Source organism: Desulfosarcina sp., assembly GCF_033791525.1.
Lineage (GTDB): Bacteria > Desulfobacterota > Desulfobacteria > Desulfobacterales > Desulfosarcinaceae > Desulfosarcina.
This window is the reverse complement of sequence record NZ_JASJGN010000325.1, coordinates 1-3,541: the sequence shown is the minus strand read 5'-3', so window position 1 is coordinate 3,541 and position 3,541 is coordinate 1. Positions and strand designations below refer to the sequence as shown.

The window sequence follows — 3,541 nt, the reverse complement described above, 5'->3', positions numbered from 1 at the left end:
ACTACCTGTATGCTGCGCTTTCTCGCCGTTGCATGCCTTGCCCTGAACCCTGATCCTTATTTTTGAAATACATTCTATTGTTCTTTATTTGTTACTTGTCTTTTGCTTTCTGACAAAAAAACTAAAATTTCAAGATTAAGGATTAAGGAACTAAGGGGTACCGATACCGTTACCTTTAACGATTACACACTGTGATCTCCGGCCGTCAACTTTAAGTGTCACCGGCGACTCAAGCCGTGCATGAGCAACAAAGGTGGCATCGTTCAACCGCGGCAGCGCAGTCAGCCAATTCCAATCTATCCAGTCACCGGCAGCCTTTGAGACGGTAATGTAATTGATCCCCAACGTGGTGATGTTGTGAAAAAAATGTGAGCCCTGGGAAGGTTCGGCAACGAGCTTGTCCGATTCCGTCTCGATCATGGCACCCACCCCCGAGATGTCGGCCCATGCAACTGGAATTCCCAGCCAGCGGTCGGCCGACCCCCATCTGCCCGGCCCGACAAGCAGATATTTTCGGTCAGCTTTGACCAGGTTCGCATTGATCCTGGCAATCTCCCGGGCAATCTCCATGGTCCTGCCCGGGTCAAAGGCCTCCGGTTTGACTAAAATAATGTCGGCCATATCGTGCTTTAAGGCATTACCCAGGGCCTTGCCCGAAAAACAGAATGCGTTCTCGATTTCTTCTGTAGAGATATTCACCTGCTCAAGTTCAGCCCGGGCCGTCATGGGCCGGAGTTGAAGAAAGGCGAACTGTGGTGGATGGTCAGGTTCAGCGCTCAGGTTGACGGAGAACTCCATCTCCACCGGGCACCCCATCCCCTGTTCTCCCAGTTCGAGCATGTCCTTCAGGATATCTGCCAGGGGAAACTCACGGTATTTGAGGATGTGGGCAAAGGTGAGGACCCGCTGACCCGGGATATGAACGGTATCGCGAATACGATGCTCGTCCGGCACGTAAGTGCTGGCAAGAAACTGCATGGGCAGCTCGTTCTCCGCTTCGGTCACCTCACGGTACCACAGGTTGGCACCATCGTTGGTTTCCAGGTTGTGGCAGGACTTTTCCATTTTAAGCGCATAAAAGTGACGTTGGGCGTTCTCGAGAATGTCTTCCACGGTCGAGCGTTGCGGGAGCAACTGGGGGTGGGCCGGCGAGAACCGGAGCGTTTTCTCCCCTTCTACCACGGTTTTGCCCAATCCCATGGCAATGGTGACGATTCCCTCCTCGGGCTTCATGCGGGCAAAGGGATAGTAATTGTGCGACTGGGCGACCCCTGAGATAGCCGGGTAAAAACTGTCATCATATGGAGATCCAACCAGTTTTTGGATGATCACAGCCATCTGCTCTTCTTCCGTCCGGTGGCCCACCCGTTTTGAGAATGCCTTGGGTCCTTTATAATAGGTTGAGGCGTAGACCAGCTTGATGGCATGAATCAGATGTTTTAAACGCCGTTCCGCATCGGGACAGTCATTGGTGATCATATAGGTGCGGTAAAGGCCGGCATAGGCCCGGAACTGGGCGTCCTCCAGCAGACTGGAGGACCGGATGGCCAGTGGATAGGTCACCTGGGCCAGGTAGTCCCGCAGTCTTTCTTCGATCCATCCGGGGAATTGGCTGGCGAGGAAAAGATCGGCGATCTGCTCATCGGGCAGGTCGGTTTTGGACAGGTAACGCAGTCCGTTGTCTTCCACAAAGGATTCGAACCCGTCGGTGGTAATCACCAGCGTCTGGGGGACAATAATATCCACCCCCTTGTAGGTGACATAAAAATCGGGGTTCTGGCGAAGCAGGGAGGTAACGAATGCCAATCCCCGGGCTTTCCCTCCCAGCGAACCCTTGCCGATCTTGAAAAATTCCGTGTCGAAATCCGCGTCCGCCGCATCGAAATCGGCAACAACCCCCTTCTGGCGTCTTTTGCGTCGGTCGGCAATAATTTTGACCAGGTGGCGGCGGTGGCTCTCCCCATCCGAGAAGTCATCGTCGCTGATCGGGCGGAGCTCTGCGGCCAGGGTCATCTCGGTGCGAGCGAACAACCAGCGGGAAAAGTCGTTGCGGTTGCAATGGTATCGGAAGGACGCCTCCGGTATGGAAAGCATATGCTGTTCCAGCGCCTTCAGATTGGAGGCACGGCCGATTTCCGATCCGTCGGGCAACCGGAAAACGAAATCACCGAAGCCCAGGCGGTCCTTGAAAAAACGGCGCACATCCTGGTGCAGGGTGTCTGAATTCTTGTCCACAAAGGCAGCGGGGATAGACGCCGCCTTCAGGGCATTGGCCGGTTCTGAACTGCTGAGCAGCAGCGGAATATCAAACCGCCGTTCGCGCACAAATTTGAGAAAATCCACCCCGGCAGTCTCGTTCAAAGCGCCGTTCCGGGAAAATCGAACATCGGAAATGACCCCGAGCACGTTGGATTCGTAACGCTCGTAAAGGGTCAGCGCTTCCTCGTAATTACCGGTAACCAGGATTTTCGGACGCGCCCGCATGGTGACCAGCCGATGCTCTTCGTTAAGGGTGCCTTCCATCACCGCCTGGGTCTGGCTGACCAGTTCCCGGTATAGGATGGGCAGCAGGGATGAGAGGTAATAAGGCGAGTCCTCCACAAAGAGAATCACCCGGACGCCCGCCGATTGGGTATCATTCTCCGCATTCATTCGGTCTTCGGCACTTTTCGTCAGCGCCACGAGGATATCCGTGTTGCCGGACCAGACAAAGGTGCGGTCAATGCCCGGCGCATTGTCCGGCTCTTTGATTTCCGGTGAAGGAATCGTGTCGTGGGTGAGCAGAATAACCGGCAGCCCGGGTGCCTTTTGCTTGATTTGATGGCCCAATGCAGCCGCACCCATGTCCGTCAGGCGCGGCATGGTTATAACCATGTCAAAGGGTTGGTCCTCGAGGGCGGCGAGGGCCTGTTCAGCTGAGGAAACCCAGGTCAGACGCGGCGGCTGACTGAGGTTGAGGCCCCGATACTCGTTGACGATACGCTCGGAAAGCCGGCAGTCCTCTTCCATGATCCAGGCATCATAGGGGGTCGAGACCAGCAGAATATGGCGTACCTTGCGGGCCATCAGCTCGTGAAAGAGTTTGAAACGGGAATCGGATTCATTGGAAAATGGACGCGTGTTGAAGGCCATGGATCAATCACCTTGCCCGCGGTAGTATGGGACGCAGGCGGAGCCCCTTCACCTGTTCCGGTCCCGCAATAGCAGACCGTCTGAACCTGAAGGCATGTTGAGGTGTCGTGTGATTTAAGAGCATTATATCATACCGGAAATCAACTCAAAAAGAAACTGTCGGATCGGTTTGGGAATAACAATAGCGGTTGTTTCTGGTGCCATAGTTTGGTAAACCATTCGATATGTTTGGACATATCAAAATGACTCAACGAACATCTATAGACAATTCCGACGCCAACGCCCTGCTGCGGGTATGGCGCAGCGTATTCCCCTCCCCGGTGCGACCGCGCACCGAAAGGGACCGCAAACGCTTTTTACGCAGCAACCTGATTCTGCATTTTCGACCGCCGACCGTAAAAGAAAAAAC

1 protein-coding gene is annotated in these 3,541 nt (G+C 54.5%); it reads right to left on the bottom strand.

Translation table 11 applies throughout. The features are described 5' to 3' along the window. Window positions 1-150: 150 nt before the first annotated feature. Window positions 151-3,132: a PEP/pyruvate-binding domain-containing protein gene (locus tag QNK41_RS16250; protein ID WP_319258785.1), complete on the bottom strand. Its 2,982-nt coding sequence runs from the start codon at window positions 3,130-3,132 to the stop codon at window positions 151-153. Window positions 3,133-3,541: the final 409 nt, after the last annotated feature.